Consider the following 15,298-nt stretch of genomic DNA (forward strand, 5'->3'; position numbering starts at 1 on the left):
AACCATTTGGACACGTTGGAAACACAGCTTGCTCATGTGCAGGAGGCGATTCGAGCGGTTGAGGGTGGGGCGCAGGAGTACAGTATCGCAAATCGGCGCCTTGTAAAAGCGAATCTCGCGACGTTGTATGCGCGTGAAAATGCGCTCAAGGCGGAAATTGCGCGGCGCGATGGCGGCGATTTGCGATTTGCTCAGATGGGGCGCTTATGATCGGGCTTTTGGAAAAAGCAATCGCGGCAATCTCGCCGCAGTGGGCGTGCAAACGCGCCTTTTACGCTGAAAGCCTGCGTGCCTATGAGGCGGGCGAGGTGACGCGTTTTAACGACGGCTGGGTGCCTGTCAATGAGGACACAGAAAATGCGGACAAACCGCAGCGCGATCTCATCAAGGCGCGGGCGCGATACTTGGAGCGCAACAGCGACATCGCGGGCGCAGCTGTCGGCGGTATCGTGCGCAATGTTGTTGGAACAGGTATCAAGCCGCAGGCGCGTACGGGGAACGAAGAGCTGAACCGCCGCATTGAGTCGCTTTGGCGCGAGTGGACGGCGGCAGAGAACTGCGACATCACGGGACAGCAAACATTTGAGGAACTGCAGGCGATGCTCCTTCGGCGCAAAATTGTCGATGGGGAAATCCTCGTCAAGAAGGTGGTCGCGCGCAAGGGCAGGCATCCACTGAAACTCCAGGTCATCAAGGCCGACCTCCTCAGTAGTTTCATGATGTACGCCCCCAAAACGAGCAACATCATCCGCTCGGGCATCGAGCTCAACGACCACTTGCGGCCGCTTGCCTACTGGATCGATCGCAAAAGCCCCGACGGGTACATTGAATACAATCCCGATCGCATTCCCGCCGAGCAGATCATTCACCTTTGGACGCGTGCGCAGCCCGACCAGATCCGCGGCATTTCTGACCTTGCGCCCATCATCAAGCGGCTCAAGGATACGCAGGATTACCTTGACGCCGAGACGCTGACTGCGAGGATCGCGGCGTGCTTCTCGGTGTTCATTACGACGCAGACGGGCGCACCGGGGACGATGCCCGGGCGCATAGGCAATGGTAGGAAAGACTCTGAGGGGAAGAAGCTGAGCGCGATCCGCCCGGGTATGATCAAGTATCTTGCGCCCGGGGAAAGCGTCGAGACGGCGAATCCGTCGCGCGGTCTTGCCAATGCGCGGGATTATGTGGCGATACAGGAGCGGCTTGCGGGTGCAGGGCTCGGCCTGTCGTATGAGCTGATGAGTCGCGACTTCAATACATCGAGCTTTTCGAGTGCCCGGCAGGGGATGCTCGAAGACCGCAAGACCTTCGAGCCGATGCAGGTGTTCATGGCATCACACCTTTGTGCACCGATTTATCGCGAATGGATGGATTTATGCGTATTGTCCGGCAGTCTCGACATTCCCGATTATTTTGAGCGCCGCGAGGCGTATCAATCGGTCGAATGGGTAACACCGGGCTGGTCATGGATTGATCCGCAGAAGGAAGTTCAGGCGGATATCGCCGCCATACAGAACGGCGGCAAGACGCTCTCGCAGTGGTGCGCAGAGCGTGGCTATGACTGGCGCGAGCAGTTGGAGCAGATGGCGCTCGAAAAGGAGACCGCCGAGGCGATGGGGCTGACGCTCTCCGTACACACGCCGATCACGGTGCAGGCGGCGCAGAGCAATCACGTCGAGGGCGCGGGCGGAAGTGCAGACGCCAACGACGACGAGGACGAGAAGGAGGATGCAGATGGCGAAGACAAAGACGAGAAACAAGAATGAGCCGCAGCGGCGCTCGATGTACGAGGAAGCGATCATTTGCCGAACGGAAGGAGAGGACAGCCGCCAAGCGGAGCTTTCGCTGTCGAGTGAAGAGCCGTGCCGCCGTTGGTTCGGCAATGAAATCCTCTCGCACGATGCGGAGGCGGTTGATCTCAGCCGCCTGCAGGAGATCGGCGTGGTGCTTTTCAATCATAAACGTGACTGTGTGATCGGGCGCGTGCTCTCTGTCCGTTTGGATGAGGTGACACACAGGCTGCGTGCCGTCATCCAGTTTGACGAGGACGAAGAGAGCGAGCGCGTCTATCAAAAAGTCCGCAGCGGTACGCTCAAGGGCGTATCGGTCGGCTACTCGGTCGATGTGTGGGAAGAGGTCAAGGCGGGAGCGACAAGCACGAACGGACGCTTTACGGGTCCGTGTGAGGTCGCGACGCGGTGGATGCCCTACGAGCTGTCGATTGTGTCGGTACCGGCCGATGCGACCGTTGGCGTAGGAAGAAGTTTTGTAGAGAATGGAGATGGAACCATGGACGAAAAGGAAAAGGATATCGTTGAAAGGGAGCAGGCGCCGGCTGTGCCGTTGCCGACGACAACGGAAAGCTCTGCCGCTCCCGATGCGGAGGCAATGCGCCAGGAGGCGGTGGCTGAGGAGCGTCAGCGCGTGCGCGAGATCGGCACGATGTGCCGTCAGTTCGGCGTTGACGATGCGAAGTTTATTGCTGACGGCATGAGCGTCGAAGGCGTTCGCGCAGCAATCCTGACGCAGCTCGCCGAGGAGCGTAAGGCGCAGGCGGTCACGGTGCAGGTGGACGAAATGGATAAGTTCCGCGCTGCCGCGACGGACGGTCTCGCACTGCGGGCAGGACTGGAGGTCGAGAAGAAGGCGGCAGGTGCGGACGAGTATCGCGGGAAGCGCATGCTGCGTCTCGCGGCGGAGTGTGTCGAGCGCGAGATGGGCAAGAGCACGCGCACGATGGACGATGAAACGATTGTGCGTGAGGCGCTGACGGGTACGGGAGCGTTCCCCGGCATCCTCTCTAACGTCGCACATAAGAGTATGGCACAGGCGTACCAGACCGCGCCGACGACGTATCAGCTTTGGGTCGCGCATGGGAGCAATTCCGACTTCAAGGACGCGACGCGCTACCGCTTGAGTGAGGCGGATACGCTCGAAAAGCTCAATGAGAGCGGCGAGTTCAAGGCGAGCGGCGTATCTGAGAGCATGGCAAAGACGAGCATCGCGACCTACGGGCGCATGTTCTCTATCACGCGTCAGGCAATCATCAACGATGACCTGGGCGCACTGCAGCAGCTCCCGGCGATCTATGGCGCAGCGGCGCGACGTATGATTAACAAGATGGTCTACAAGACGTTGCAGGACAACCCGAAGGTCGAGGGCAAGGAGTTATTCCATGCCGATCGCAAGAATCTGCACGCAGAGAACATCACAATCGATGGCCTGGCGAAGATGAAGGCAGCGATGGCGAAGCAGAAGAACATCGCGGGCTTGGAGTATCTGAACATCCAGCCGGCATTTCTGATTTGCCCTGTGGAGCTTGAGGTCACGGCCGCGCAGCTCATTAGTTCGATGGTTGACCCGACCAAGGCGAACGCGACACCGAACCCTTTTGCCAACAAGATGACGGTCGTATCGGAGCCGGAGCTTGAGGATGCAAAGGCGTTCTACCTCGCTGCAGCCGCAGGCGTCGCGCCGACGATCGAGGTGACGAGCCTCAACGGCAATCTGACGCCCGTTATGGAGCGCGCGGAGCAGTTCGACACGCTCGGTATCAAGTGGCGCATCTACATGGATGTCGGCGTCAATCTGCTCGATTACCGCGGCATTCAGAAGAGCACGGGCAAGTAAGGAGGATCTGAATCATGGCAAAAGCAGAATACATCCAGCGCGGCGACAACATCGACTACACGGCGGCGGCAAATATCGCCTACATGGAGGTCGTGCCGCTCGCCGCACGCATCGGCGTCGCTCTCGCCGAGATTCCGAAGGACGAGACAGGCGCGGTCACGCTCGTGGGGGCGTTTCGCTTTCCCGCAGCAACAGGCAAGATTGACGTTGGTGCGGAAGTCTACTGGGATAAGACGCAGAACGTCATTGTCGGCGCGTCGGGGGCGTCTACGGTGCGCGCGGGCCATCTGATTGCGCCGAAGGCACAGGCGGACACGACGGCGCTCGTCCGCATCGGCTGATGGGCTTCAAGGAGATGGTCGCGGCGGATATTTCCGCCGTGTTCCTGAATCCCGCGGAGTTTGGTGAACGTCATGATCTCAACGGAACGGAGTGCGTCTGCGTCGTGGAGGGCATGACGGCGCGGGAAGGATTCCAGCAGAGTGAGAAGTACGAAGGCTATGACGTCGTGCGTGGCGCAACGAACGTCGTGCACGTCAAGAAAGCCGACCTCGGCGAAATGCCCGTAGAGGGCGAAGTGTTCAAGCTCGACGGCGAAATTCATTATGTGCATTCGTGCGCGGAGAACATGGGGATGCTGAGCATCTGCCTCCGAGCCAATATCAGCGGATGGGGGTGAGGACTTTGGTTGAAATCGGCATGTCGCGCGAGAGCATCAACAACATCGAAACAAGTCTCTCTTCCATGCGCGGAGACAAGCTGCACGCTGCTATGGGCAACGCGGCGGCACGGGCAGCGTCAAGCGCAAGAACCGTTGGCAAGAAAAGCGTGCGGCAAATCTACACCGTCAAGCCCGCCGCGATCAAGAGTTCTATCAGCATCAAGCGCATACCGAAGGGCGCCGTTCTGCGCGTCGTCGGGTATCGGCTCAGCGCCAAGAATTACAAGGCGGCGAAGCGAAAGAAAGGCATTTTTGTTTCTGTCAAGAAAGGCTCGGGGGACATCGTGCCACGCTCTTTTTCCTACGGCGACAAGTTCATGCGACGAAAAGGCGCGGCAAGATTCCCCATCAAAGGGATCACAAGCCCCGCCGTGCCGCAGCTCTTCGGCAATGCGGCGGTGCGCGAGGAAATGGCGAAGGAAGCTATGAAGAAGTACGAGGAACGGCTGCGCCATGAAGTCGGACGCATCATAGGAGGGTGACGCATGGAAACACCGATGCAATGCGCGAAAGAGATTGCAGATTTTCTCAAAGAGAAGTTTCGCGAATATGGTGAGAAAGAGCCGGACACAGGCGCAGAATACAACGTCTATGCGGGCTTTCTGCCGCGCGAGGACAACCCGAAGAAGATGAGGACGCAATGCCCTGCCGTCGTTGTCCGTCCACTGCTGATTGAGGATAACGCGGAGGAAACCGTCACGAAGATGGCGGTTTACGCTGTCACGTATGACGATGACATGAAATTCGGCAGCGAATCCCTCTATCACGTCCTGCAATTCATCCGCTTCCATCTGCTCACGAACAATCCGATTCGAAAACGGTTTGAAATCAATCTCAGGGACAGCGAGACGATGGAGACATACATTCCCGACGAACAGCCATATCCGTTTTGGCAGGGGCGGCTAGATTTCGCTGTTTATCTTGAGCAGCCGAGCCGCAGCCCGCTTGCCGGGAGAACCATCTAGGAGGTGCATTATGGCAAAAGCATGGAAAACGGACGACGAGCAGGAGAACACGCTTGTCGCTGAAAATGTAGAAACGCCCGAAGAAGCGGCGGACGTTGATTCTTCCGTTCCGAATACGGAGGCGGCAAAAGAGTCGGTGAATCTCTCGCCAAAAGGCGAAACAGCAGACGCACCGAAAGAGTCGGCGAATCTTGCGGAAAAGGTCATCTATGTGGGACCGTCCGTGCGCGGCACGATGCTTCACACCTTCGCCGTCTTTTCCGACGGCGTTCCCGCAGAATATCGCGGGCATCCGACGCTCAAGCATCTGTTCGTCGCGCCTGAGCGGCTGGACGAGACACGCGCGGAAATCGCCCGCACAGGCTCCTTGCGCAATACGTGTTACAAACGCGCAAGTGAAGAAATGAAATCGAAGGAGGCAGAATAATTATGGCGTATTTTCATGGCGCAAAAGTCAGGGAAATCCCGACATCTATCATCCCGCCAGTCAATACCACGGCGGGACTTCCCGTTGTATGGGGCACGGCGCCCGTACATCTCACGAAAGACCCGCAGAAGAATGTCAACAAGCCCGTGATCTGCTACGACTGGGCAGAGGCGGTGCGTGCGTTCGGCTACAGCGCAGACTGGGACAGCTTCACGCTCTCCGAGGTCATGTACGCAGAGTTCAAGCTGTACGCTGTCAAGCCGATCATCTTCATCAATGTGCTCGACCCGAAGAAGCACAAGGAGAGCAAGAAGGACACGGAAGGGCGCAAGGTGAACGGGGCGCATGAAGTCGTCATCGAAGATACCGTGCTCATCCCTACGCTCAAGGTCAAGGCGACGGCTCTTTCCGATCCCGCCAAGCTCGATACGGACTATGCGGCGGCCTACGACGACGACGGGCGGCTCATCATCACGCTGATCGAGGGCGGCGCACTCTTCGGCAAAACGGAAATCTTCACGGAGTATGACCGTGTGGATGCCACGAAGGTCAAGAAGGACGACATCATCGGCGGCGTGTCGACAAGCGGAGAGATCAAAGGCTCGGAATGGGCAAGCTCCATCTACACGCTCTTTTCCCTTGTGCCCGGCATCCTTGCCGCTCCCGGCTGGACGGATGATCCGACGGTCGCCGCCGTCCTCAAGGCGAAGGCGCTGACGCTCTGCGGGCTTTTCCGCTGCATCGTCCTCACGGACGTGGACACGGGCGAAGTCAAGAGCTACGCCGATGTCAACGCATGGAAGAACAAGAACAACTATACGGGCGTCAATCAGGTCGTATGCTGGCCGTGCGTCAAGAACGGCGATTACGTTTTCCGCATGTCCACGCATATCCTCGGCGTCATCGGCGTCATGGATGCTGCGAACGACGACGTACCGTATGAAAGCCCGTCGAATCTCTCTTTGCAGGCGACGGGGCTGTGCCTCAAAGATGGCACGGAAGTCAGCATCAGTTTTGAGCAGGCGAACATGCTCAACAGTCAGGGCGTCATGACGGGGCTGAACTTCAGCGGCGGTTGGAAGAGCTGGGGCAACTATACGGGCGCATACCCGTCTGTCACCGACACGAAAGACTGCTTCATCAGCGTGCGTCGCATGTTTGATTGGCAGTACCAGACGTTCATTCTGACGTATTGGCAGAAGGTGGACAGGCCGCTCACGCAGCGTCTCGTGCGCACGGTTGTCGACAGCGAATCCGTGCGGCTGAACGGGCTGGTGGCGCGTGGATTCCTCTTGGGGGCGAGCGTCCAATTCCTTGAAAGCGAGAACCCGCTGACTGATCTCCTGCAGGGCATTTTCCGTATCCACAGCTACATCACGCCGCCCGTCCCCGCGCAGGAGATTGAGGACATCCTTGAGTACGACGTCAACAACTTCAAGACGCTCTTTGCGTAAGAGAGAGGAGGCTAAACCATGGCAGTAAACAAAGTCCCCGAAATGGTGACAGATGCAAAGGTATACTGGGAAGGCGCCGACACGATGATCGGCGTCGCCAATATTGATCTGCCTGAGCTGTCGTCTATGACGACGTCCATCACGGGCGTCGGGCTTGCGGGCGAGATCGACGCGCCCGTGAAGGGGCATTTCCAGTCGCTGGAGCTGAAGATCAACTGGCGCACGCCGCACGTCACGGCGCTTCAAATGTCGGGCGGCAAGCCTGTCAACCTCGAAATCTGGGCGAACATCCAGAACATGGACGGCGGCAAGAACGAGTATGACGACGACTGCCTGCGCATCGTCGCGCGCGGCAGGGCTAAGTCCTACGCGCCCGGTACGTTGGAGACGGGCAATACGACGGATAGCTCCAACACGATTGAAGTGCATTACTACAAGGTCGAGTACGAGGGCAAGACCATCGTCGAAATCGACAAGTACAACTACAAGGCGATCGTGAACGGCGTGGACTTCTTGGCACAGGTCAGGAAGAACATCGGCATGAACTGAATGGAGGCATAAAAATGGCAACGGAAGAAAAGAAAATGGACGAAACCTCGGCGGCAGAGAACACCGTCGAGGTCGTAAAGGCGGAAGCGGAAGTCGTTGATGAAAGCAGCATCGTGCATTTGTCGAAGCCCCTGCGCGGCAAAGACGAGCTGATCTTCGACTTTGCAAAAATCAAGGGAAGCACTCTTTTGAAGTGTGAGAAGAAGGCGAAAGAGGTGGACAACTCCATCGTCGTGCCGCAGCTCTCCATGGCATTTCAGGCACACGTCGCGGCAGCGGCGGCAGGCGTCAAGTACGATGAGATCATCAATCTTCCCGGCTTGGACTTCATGGCGGTCACATTGAAGGTGTCGCGTTTTTTAAGCGGTGCGGAGAGATAAGCCGACTCAGGCTTTCCGCGCTTCGCCTTGCCAAATACAGCAAATCGCCAATCGGCTACTTCCTTGATCTGCCGATTGGCGATTTCTATGAATGGGTGAAGGTCATGAACGATGAGATGGACAGAGAAATCGCAGCGCAGAAACGTGCGGCGAAAAAGCACGGCTGAAGGCAAAGAAAAACCGCCCGTTAAGGGCGGCTAGGGAAGGCGCTTGGGGTCGAGCGACGGATAGGGCGTCAGGGAGTCAATAAGCTCCTGCGCTTTCGCTTTGAGCTCTTCGAGTTGTTTGCGCTCAACGTACAATCTGCCGATGTCGCAGCTGCCATAACGCGCATGATCGCAGTTTTCGCAGTCATGGTAGTGCGGGTGTCTCGTAGCACCCCAGTGACATGCCTGCCAGGGATCTCGATTTGTTGCCGCAAACACCCAGATTGGCATGACACTCGCCTCCTTCGTACGCATACACCATTCTTTTTTCTTTATTATATCATAAGCGAGGTGAATCAGACAATGGCGGGAAGACTGATGGAACTGGCAATCGCCATCAAGGGCAAGCTCGATGCCTCGTATACGGCGTCCATGCAGAAGGCGCTCACGGAGGCGGGAAACTTGCAGCGCAGGCTCGGCGATACGAGCCGCGCCATGCGCGACGCGCAGAAAGCCGTCGGCGGACAGTCCCTCGGCGGTTTCTCGCAAAATCAGCGGCAGCTCCTCGCACAGCTCGGTTCCTTGAATAAGGTGCAGTCGGACTTCCGCGCCTTTGCCGACCTCAAGCGCTCCGTAGGCGCTATGGGCGCGAGCTTTGACCAGGCGAAGGCGAAGACCGCCGCGCTTGCAGCGGAGTTCCGCAAGTCGCAGGCAAGTACGGCGCAGCTCAAAGCGCAGTTGGAGCAGGCGAAGAACGCCATGCAGCAGATGAAGGGGAAAGTGCCGGCGGCAGAATACCGCGCCGCGCGGGCGGCAGTCAAGGAACTGACGGTGGCGTATAAGGAGAGCCAAACGCAGACAAGGGCGCTCGGTGCAAGTTTCGAGGCGGCGAAGCGCAATGCAGCAGGCATGAAGGGAATGCTGAGCGAGCAGAGAGCCGCGCTTCAAGCCATGCGGGCGAGCCTTGCAAATGCCGGCTACTCGACGCAGAATCTCTCGCAGAATGAAATACGCTTGCGCAGCGAAATCCAGCGCACGACACAAGCATTACGGCAGGCGGCGCGTGAGCAGGAAAGGCTTGCGGCGCAAAGAGATCGCCAAACGGCTCAACGAGAAAACCATCGTCACGCTCAGCAAAACCTTTTCAATGCGACAGCAAACTGGCAAGCCGGATTGGGCGCGGTGCAGACGGCAGTCTCGCCGCTGACGGGAGCAATAGAAACTGCCGCCAATTTCGAGCAGGCCATGGCAAAAGTTAAGGCCATTACGAGATCGAGCGACGTTGAGATGCAAAATCTCACAGCCACGGCCAGAGCCATGGGAGAAAAAACACAATTCTCCGCATCGCAGGCCGCTGAAGCAATGAGCTATTTAGGCATGGCGGGGTGGAAATCTGAGCAGATCATCAGCGGCTTGCCGGGGCTTTTGGACTTGGCCGCCGCAGGCGGAACAGATCTGGCAAGGACGGCGGACATTATCTCCGACGACTTGACCGCTTTCGGCATGAGCGCAGATAAAGCGGGGCACATGGCAGACGTTTTTGCCTACACCATCACCAACACGAATACGAATGTTGAGATGTTGGGCGAAACGATGAAATACGCCGCGCCTGTGGCGCATCTTTTTGGCGCATCGTTGGAAGAAACCGCTGCCCTTGCGGGATTGATGGCGAACAGCGGCATCAAGGCGAGCCAAGCGGGAACATCCTTGCGAGCGGGATTCCTACGCTTGGCAGGGCCGCCAAAGAAAGCGTCGAAAGAGCTGAACGCGCTCGGCGTAGACCTTGACTCGCTCTATACGGAGCAAAGAGAAGCCGCCGAAGGAATGAAAGCTCTCGGCATTGATATGGAGAAATTCGCGGACGGTCCCGGGAAAATGGGGAAAATCCTCACGGAGCTGAAAGAAAAGACCGCAGGCATGGGGCAGGAACAGAAAATGGCAGCTCTTGGCGCTATTTTTGGTACGACTGCCGTCAGCGGCTGGCTTGCCGTCCTGCAATCTTCGCCGGAAGACTTCAATGCGTTTGTCAAGGCGCTTGAAAACTCCGACGGGGAAGCCGCAAGAATGGCGCAAATCATGCAGAATACGGCAAAGGGCGCACTGACGAGACTGAAATCCGCTGTGGAATCTGCCGCGATCAGTATTGGCAGCGTATTCCTTCCTATGCTTGCGAACGCGGCTGATGCTGTGGCAAAGTGGGCGGGCGTGCTCTCCCAAGCCGCAGCCGAACACCCAAGACTTATCCAGATGCTCGGCATTTTGGCGGCGGCGCTTGCGACCGTCGTCATGACAGCGCTCACGATCAATGTCGCGACAGCGGCGTGGAGCCTTCTTACATCCACAGCGGCCATGGTCAAAGGCGCAGTGCTGGGCGCACAAACGGCATTCATGGCGTGGGCGGCCGCGCAAAGAGCTGCTGTAGTCTCTACGGCAGCCTCAATCGCCGCACAGAGAACTGCCGCCGCAACCGCAGTGGCGACGGCAGCCGTACAGCGGGGCGCCGCCACGGCTACGGGCTTGTGGACGGCGGCACAGTGGGCGCTTAATGCGGCGATGGCGGCAAACCCCGTAGGGCTTGTTGTTGTCGCCATCGTCGCCCTAATCGGCATCATCGCTTTGGCAGTTGCCAACATCGACAGCTTGAAAGCGACGGCATCCATTACGTTCAACCACATCTCCGGCACAGTGAGCGCATGGGTGGCAACCATTCAGGCGAAATTCGCCGAAGCCCTGAATAAAATAACCGAGGTATGGAACAGCATCACGGGACAGAGCCTACAATCCTCCGAGCTTATTGGAGCGATTTTCAACAATTTAGGCTTTGTGCTGGGAGCGGTTTTCGATGTTGCCGTGGGTATCATCGGCAATTCCATTTCTGTGATGATAAACTTGGTCACATCGCTGGCGCAAGTGATCGGCGGTGTAGTCAACATCGTCGTCGGATTGTTTACGGGCGATTGGGACAGGGCGTGGAAAGGCGCTGGGCAGGTCGTCGAGGGCACTCTAGGGGCGACGATCGGGACGCTCAAAACGATTGCCGGCAGTATCAGCGACGTTTTCGATACGCTCATGGGGAAATCTGCCGAAGTGCAGAAGCAGGCGGAGCAGGCAAAGGCAAGCCAAGACGTTGTCGCGGCGGGTAGGAACGCACTGCCGCAGATCAATGCGGACTACCTGCCCGACGAAGGCATGATGCAGACCGCTGCAGCTGCACAGCAGACCTCGCAGGCGACCGCCGAGGCGGCGACGCATGCGCAGGAGCTTTCTGCCAACGTCCAGCAGACGGGACAGGACACGCAAGCGACGACAGACTACATGAAGCAGCTTCAGACTGTCGTCGGGCAAGTCCCGGCGCAGGCGGGAGCGGCGTTCTCCGACATGGGCGAGCAGTCCGCAGCGGCGGCGCAGGCCATCAACACGAACATGCAGCAGATTCCTGCACAGACGCAAGCGACCTTTCAGCAGCTTCCGCCGATGGCACAGCAGGGAACGGACGGCATGGTGCAGGAGTTCTCACAGCTCGCTACGAAATGCCAGCCGGGCGGCAACGCCTTCGTGCAGGGAGCGAACGACTGGGGACAGAGAGCACATCAAGCCATTGCCACATGGGCGGAGCAGATGGCTTCCACCGTGGAAAACAAGCTGTCGAGCGCATGGGGGCGCATCTCGTCACAGTTCAACGCGGGATTGAATGTCAACGTGACCACGAGCGGCGGCGCGAGTATCGCCGCAAACGCTACAGGCGGCATCTACCGCAAGGGCGCGTTTCTCACGACGTTCGCCGAGGACAGCGCAGAGGCGGCGATTCCTTTAGACGGTTCAAGCCGCGCCATATCGCTCTGGCGGCAGGCAGGCGAGATGCTGGGCGTACTGCCGAAGAACATGCCGGGTATCCTGCCACCCGACATCAACACCACAGCAGAGCTCGCCGCGCCGCCGACAGAAGCGCAAGTGGCAGCCGCGCCCGTTGCGCGTGAACCGTACCGCGAGGCAAGCGACGTCAAGATCGAGTACAAACCGACGATCACCGTTCAGGGTGGTGCAGGGAGCGAAGTCGTGCATCAGATTCAAGATATCTTGCGTCAGGGCAAGGACGAGATGAAAGCCCTCGTCCTGCAAGTCCTGCGCGAGCAGAAAATAAAGGAGAGGAGGACGTCTTTTGCCTAGTATCTATACGACGATTCAGGGCGACACATGGGACATGATTGCCTACAAGGTCTACGGCAAGGAAGCCTGCATGGCGAAGCTTATCGAGGCGAACGACGACCTTGCCCATATCGCCGTCTTTTCTTCGGGTGTCAAGATCGTCTGCCCTTCACTTGAACCTCAAGCATCGAAGATTCTGCCACCATGGAGGAGATAGCTTATGGCAGAGTATAAAAACCCGCTCGACGATTGGCTCAAGGAACTGCCGGAGAAAGCGGAGCTGTCGCGCCGCGCCTGGCTGGAAATCAAGTACACGCCTGCGGGAGAGGACGAGGAAACGGACATCTCCGAAGATGTCAGCAAATATCTCATTTCCATGTCCTACACGGACAACCTCTCGGATGCGGCAGACGATGTGACGCTCAACCTCGAAGACAGGGCGCAGCTCTGGACGGAAGACTGGTTTCCCGAGGGCGAAGGCAACATGCTCGACATCACGATCCACACCTACAACCGCATCAGCTTGCAGGACGGCGAGACGGTCTTTCATGTCGGCAAGTTCGAAATCGACGAGGTGGAAATCACTGGCTATCCGTCCACTGTACAGATCAAGGCGGTTTCCGTCCTCGGCGATTCGTCGCTTCGCGGCACGAAGAAAAATCAGACATGGGAAGAAATATCTGTCTGGAAATGCGCCGCCGATATTTGCGAGCGCAACGGACTCTCGCTTCTCTGGGATTGCGACGAAAATCCGAACCTCGACCATGTGGAGCAGGCAGATGAGTCGGACTTAGCCTTTCTCCTGAAAATCTGCAAAGACCACGGCATGAGTCTCAAGATCATGGCGGAGCAGATCGTCATTTTTGACGATGCGAAGTACGAGGCGCAGGCGCCCATCATCACGGTGTATAAGCCGGGCATAAAAGCTGAACTGGATGAGAATACGATGCCGCTGCGCTGGCTCACGGGCTACGGTCTGCGCTCCAAGACGCGCGACACTTACTGGAAATGTCATGTGAAATACCAAAAAGGCGAGGAAAAGGAAGTCATCGAAGGGGAGTTTGCCGCACCCGACCGGGAGAAGGGGCGCGTCCTCTATGTGCGCGAACAGGTCGAGGATACGGCAGAAGCCGAACGTCTCGCGAAGAAGAAACTGCGCGATGCGAACAAGGAAGCCGTCACAGGCAGCTTCTCCACGCTCGGCAACACGAACTTTGCGGCGGGGACGGTTCTGCAGCTCAAGAACTTCGGCAAATTCGACGGCAAGTATCTTATGACGAAGGTGGAGCACAGCGTCACGACGAGTTACACGACGACGGTCGATATCAGGAGGTGTCTGGATGGCTACTGAAAGAAATGCGGGCAGCGCGGCACTCTCCGAGTGCATCTTTATCGGGCAGGTATCGGCGTACGGCAAGACACCGGGAACGGTCATCGTACGCCGTCCCGACAAGGACGACCGCACAACAGCTGAGCTTGCCGTGATGAGCCGCTGTACGAAGGAAACAAAGGATTACTGGATGCCCGACATAGACGAACAGGTGCTTTGCATCCTTCTGCCGAACGCCTCGGGCAAAGGCCCCGGCGCGGGCTTTGTCATCGGCGCGTTTTACAGCACGGCCGACCCGCCGAAGGAGCACGATACGAGCGTCCGGAGCATCCGCTACAAGGATGGCAGCTACATCGTGAACAACAACGGCGCGATGGAAATTCATGCGTCGAAATCGCTCAAGATTACGGCGCCGCGCATTGATTTGAACTGAGGAGGATTGAAGATGCCTGCGGCAACACGACATCATGACAATGACACAGGGCATGACGCCTGTCCGCCGCGAGGTCTAGCCTCGCACAGCGGCGACGTATTCATCAACGGCAGGGGCGCAGGTCGCGTCGGTGACACCTACCCGCCGCACGGCTGTCCTGTGCACGCGCCGCACAGCGGCAAGATCGCCGCAGGGAGTGCGACCGTATGGATCAATGGACGGCAGGCGGGGCGCATCGGTGATCCCGTTTCCTGCGGCGGCAGCGTCGCCGTAGGAAGCGCGGACGTGTTTATTGGCGGCTGATAAACGGAAGGGGGATAAGCCGTGGAAGTCGGCTATATGGGCGATATTGTCTTTGTCTCGTCGGAAAGTCGCTTGCTCACGCCGACAAAATACGAGCGCGAGAGCACGGGGAGATGGGCAGAGCATGAACTGCTCATGCGAAAGCCCGTCAGTCAATACGGCGGCCCCGGACTGGAAAAGCTCTCGTTCAGCATCATCCTCGACGTGGGGCACGGCATCGACGTGCAAGAGCAGCTCAAGAAGCTCCGTACCATGCGCGACACGGGCGCGGTTTTCCCGCTCATCCTCGGCGGCAAGCCCGTCACGCAGAGCTATTGGCGCATGGACAGCATCAAGGAGACGGAGCATTATTGGGCGACCGACGGCAAGCTCATCCAATGCCGCGCGGACATCGCGCTCACGGAATACAACGACAGAAACGAGGTCGAGGAAACGAGTCTGGAAAGCAAGTACGGCAAGAAGGCGGACGATGAGAACGGCACGGCAGGAGGCGGCTGATATGGTCTATCTGATCAAGGGGAGCGTTGGGGCAGAAGTAGACTTCGCGCCCGCTACTGTCGTCGAGGAGGTTATTCAGAACGTCCGTACGCTCCTTGCGACGATGAAGTTTTCCGTGCCGATGGATCGCGATTTTGGTATTGACGGTACAGTGATCGACCGCCCCATCAATCTTGCTAAGGCGAGGCTGAGCAGCGAGATATTTCGTGCCGTGCGCCGCTATGAGCCGAGGGCGATCGTTGAATCCATCGAGTTTGAAGGCGCGGAAAGCGGGCGGCTGACGCCGATCGTGAAGGTGAGCGTTCGCGCATAAAAT

Annotated in this window: 19 protein-coding genes; 18 read left to right on the forward strand and 1 reads right to left on the reverse strand. The window is 58.1% G+C overall.

Annotated features, from left to right (window positions below; all coding sequences use genetic code 11):
* Window positions 1–6: 6 nt before the first annotated feature.
* Genes OL236_RS03235 through OL236_RS03285 form a run of 11 tightly spaced genes read left to right on the forward strand, consistent with a single transcriptional unit; the run spans window position 7 to window position 8,126 of the window.
* On the forward strand, window positions 7–210 hold the full coding sequence (locus tag OL236_RS03235; RefSeq protein ID WP_265071294.1) for a hypothetical protein: 204 nt from the start codon (window positions 7–9) through the stop codon (window positions 208–210).
* Window positions 207–1,766 carry a phage portal protein gene (locus OL236_RS03240; RefSeq protein WP_265071295.1) on the forward strand — a complete coding sequence of 520 codons (1,560 nt, stop codon included), beginning with the start codon at window positions 207–209 and terminating at the stop codon, window positions 1,764–1,766. Before OL236_RS03235 ends, OL236_RS03240 begins: the two co-directional genes overlap by 4 nt.
* A complete protein-coding gene (locus tag OL236_RS03245; RefSeq protein ID WP_265071296.1) occupies window positions 1,735–3,630 on the forward strand; it encodes a prohead protease/major capsid protein fusion protein in 1,896 nt (631 codons plus the stop codon). The genes OL236_RS03240 and OL236_RS03245 overlap by 32 nt, the downstream gene beginning before the upstream one ends.
* Window positions 3,631–3,644: 14 nt before the next feature.
* Window positions 3,645–3,971 (forward strand): DUF2190 family protein, encoded by a 327-nt coding sequence (locus OL236_RS03250; protein WP_265071297.1) that lies wholly within the window; start codon window positions 3,645–3,647, stop codon window positions 3,969–3,971.
* On the forward strand, window positions 3,971–4,309 hold the full coding sequence (locus OL236_RS03255; protein WP_265071298.1) for a hypothetical protein: 339 nt from the start codon (window positions 3,971–3,973) through the stop codon (window positions 4,307–4,309). The genes OL236_RS03250 and OL236_RS03255 overlap by 1 nt, the downstream gene beginning before the upstream one ends.
* Window positions 4,310–4,314: 5 nt before the next feature.
* Entirely contained in the window at window positions 4,315–4,833 is a 519-nt protein-coding gene (locus OL236_RS03260; RefSeq protein ID WP_265071299.1) for a hypothetical protein, read from the forward strand.
* A gap of 3 nt (window positions 4,834–4,836) precedes the next feature.
* Window positions 4,837–5,316 carry a hypothetical protein gene (locus OL236_RS03265; protein ID WP_265071300.1) on the forward strand — a complete coding sequence of 160 codons (480 nt, stop codon included), beginning with the start codon at window positions 4,837–4,839 and terminating at the stop codon, window positions 5,314–5,316.
* A gap of 10 nt (window positions 5,317–5,326) precedes the next feature.
* Window positions 5,327–5,743, forward strand: coding sequence for a hypothetical protein (locus OL236_RS03270; RefSeq protein WP_265071301.1), 417 nt, complete (start codon window positions 5,327–5,329; stop codon window positions 5,741–5,743).
* Window positions 5,744–5,745: 2 nt separating this feature from the next.
* Window positions 5,746–7,197, forward strand: a complete 1,452-nt coding sequence (locus tag OL236_RS03275) for a phage tail sheath family protein (protein WP_265071302.1) — start codon at window positions 5,746–5,748, stop codon at window positions 7,195–7,197.
* A gap of 18 nt (window positions 7,198–7,215) precedes the next feature.
* The gene (locus OL236_RS03280; RefSeq protein ID WP_265071303.1) at window positions 7,216–7,746 is read left to right on the forward strand and encodes a phage major tail tube protein; all 531 of its coding nucleotides are present in this window, start codon (window positions 7,216–7,218) and stop codon (window positions 7,744–7,746) included.
* A gap of 14 nt (window positions 7,747–7,760) precedes the next feature.
* Entirely contained in the window at window positions 7,761–8,126 is a 366-nt protein-coding gene (locus OL236_RS03285) for a hypothetical protein (protein WP_265071304.1), read from the forward strand.
* 197 nt (window positions 8,127–8,323) lie between these two features.
* Here the strand turns inward: OL236_RS03285 and OL236_RS03290 are convergent, their stop codons facing one another.
* Window positions 8,324–8,563, reverse strand: coding sequence for a hypothetical protein (locus OL236_RS03290; RefSeq protein ID WP_265071305.1), 240 nt, complete (start codon window positions 8,561–8,563; stop codon window positions 8,324–8,326).
* A 72-nt stretch (window positions 8,564–8,635) separates the two neighbouring features.
* Here OL236_RS03290 and OL236_RS03295 point away from each other — a divergent pair, with 72 nt between their 5' ends.
* Genes OL236_RS03295 through OL236_RS03325 form a run of 7 tightly spaced genes read left to right on the forward strand, consistent with a single transcriptional unit; the run spans window position 8,636 to window position 15,295 of the window.
* Entirely contained in the window at window positions 8,636–12,439 is a 3,804-nt protein-coding gene (locus OL236_RS03295; RefSeq protein ID WP_265071306.1) for a phage tail tape measure protein, read from the forward strand.
* Window positions 12,432–12,635: a tail protein X gene (locus OL236_RS03300; RefSeq protein ID WP_265071307.1), complete on the forward strand. Its 204-nt coding sequence runs from the start codon at window positions 12,432–12,434 to the stop codon at window positions 12,633–12,635. The genes OL236_RS03295 and OL236_RS03300 overlap by 8 nt, the downstream gene beginning before the upstream one ends.
* Window positions 12,636–12,638: 3 nt before the next feature.
* Window positions 12,639–13,769, forward strand: coding sequence for a phage late control D family protein (locus OL236_RS03305; RefSeq protein WP_265071308.1), 1,131 nt, complete (start codon window positions 12,639–12,641; stop codon window positions 13,767–13,769).
* Window positions 13,759–14,181, forward strand: a complete 423-nt coding sequence (locus OL236_RS03310) for a hypothetical protein (protein ID WP_265071309.1) — start codon at window positions 13,759–13,761, stop codon at window positions 14,179–14,181. Before OL236_RS03305 ends, OL236_RS03310 begins: the two co-directional genes overlap by 11 nt.
* 12 nt (window positions 14,182–14,193) lie before the next feature.
* Window positions 14,194–14,484, forward strand: a complete 291-nt coding sequence (locus OL236_RS03315) for a PAAR domain-containing protein (RefSeq protein ID WP_265071310.1) — start codon at window positions 14,194–14,196, stop codon at window positions 14,482–14,484.
* Window positions 14,485–14,505: 21 nt separating this feature from the next.
* The gene (locus tag OL236_RS03320) at window positions 14,506–14,982 is read left to right on the forward strand and encodes a phage tail protein (RefSeq protein ID WP_265071311.1); all 477 of its coding nucleotides are present in this window, start codon (window positions 14,506–14,508) and stop codon (window positions 14,980–14,982) included.
* Window positions 14,954–15,295, forward strand: coding sequence for a GPW/gp25 family protein (locus tag OL236_RS03325; RefSeq protein WP_265071312.1), 342 nt, complete (start codon window positions 14,954–14,956; stop codon window positions 15,293–15,295). Before OL236_RS03320 ends, OL236_RS03325 begins: the two co-directional genes overlap by 29 nt.
* The last annotated feature ends 3 nt before the right edge of the window (window positions 15,296–15,298 follow it).

The organism is Selenomonas sputigena (assembly GCF_026015965.1).
GTDB lineage: Bacteria > Bacillota > Negativicutes > Selenomonadales > Selenomonadaceae > Selenomonas.